Origin of the sequence: Vogesella mureinivorans, from assembly GCF_007644035.1 — a bacterium.
GTDB lineage: Bacteria > Pseudomonadota > Gammaproteobacteria > Burkholderiales > Chromobacteriaceae > Vogesella > Vogesella mureinivorans.
On sequence record NZ_VMTV02000105.1, the window covers coordinates 1 to 296 of the forward strand.

1 protein-coding gene is annotated in these 296 nt (G+C 52.0%); it reads right to left on the minus strand.

The window, feature by feature from the left end; genetic code table 11:
- Nucleotides 1-296: hypothetical protein (locus tag FLQ44_RS25505; RefSeq protein WP_206208637.1), on the minus strand; the 296-nt coding region annotated here is incomplete at both ends.

Below are 296 nucleotides of genomic sequence, written 5' to 3' on the forward strand. Positions count from 1 at the left end.
AGGAAAAATAGAGCGATCGCTGTCGTGGGTTAGCAACTCCCAACTCGCTGAACATCTGCGTCTGGATTTCAAACTGCTTTGCCTGCTCATCCATCAACTTCTGGCTATATTTCGCCACAATCGGGTCGAGCCGGGGTTGGGTAAACAGATTGAGATAAAATCGGAAAACCTCTGGTTGCCGTCGGACATCGTCCAACGCACCCTCGGCAATATGGCGAATTTGCTCAGCAGGTGTTGACTTGGCGGCGGCGGCATTCATGACAACCAGCAGATCATTGAGCCGCACATCGACCAGT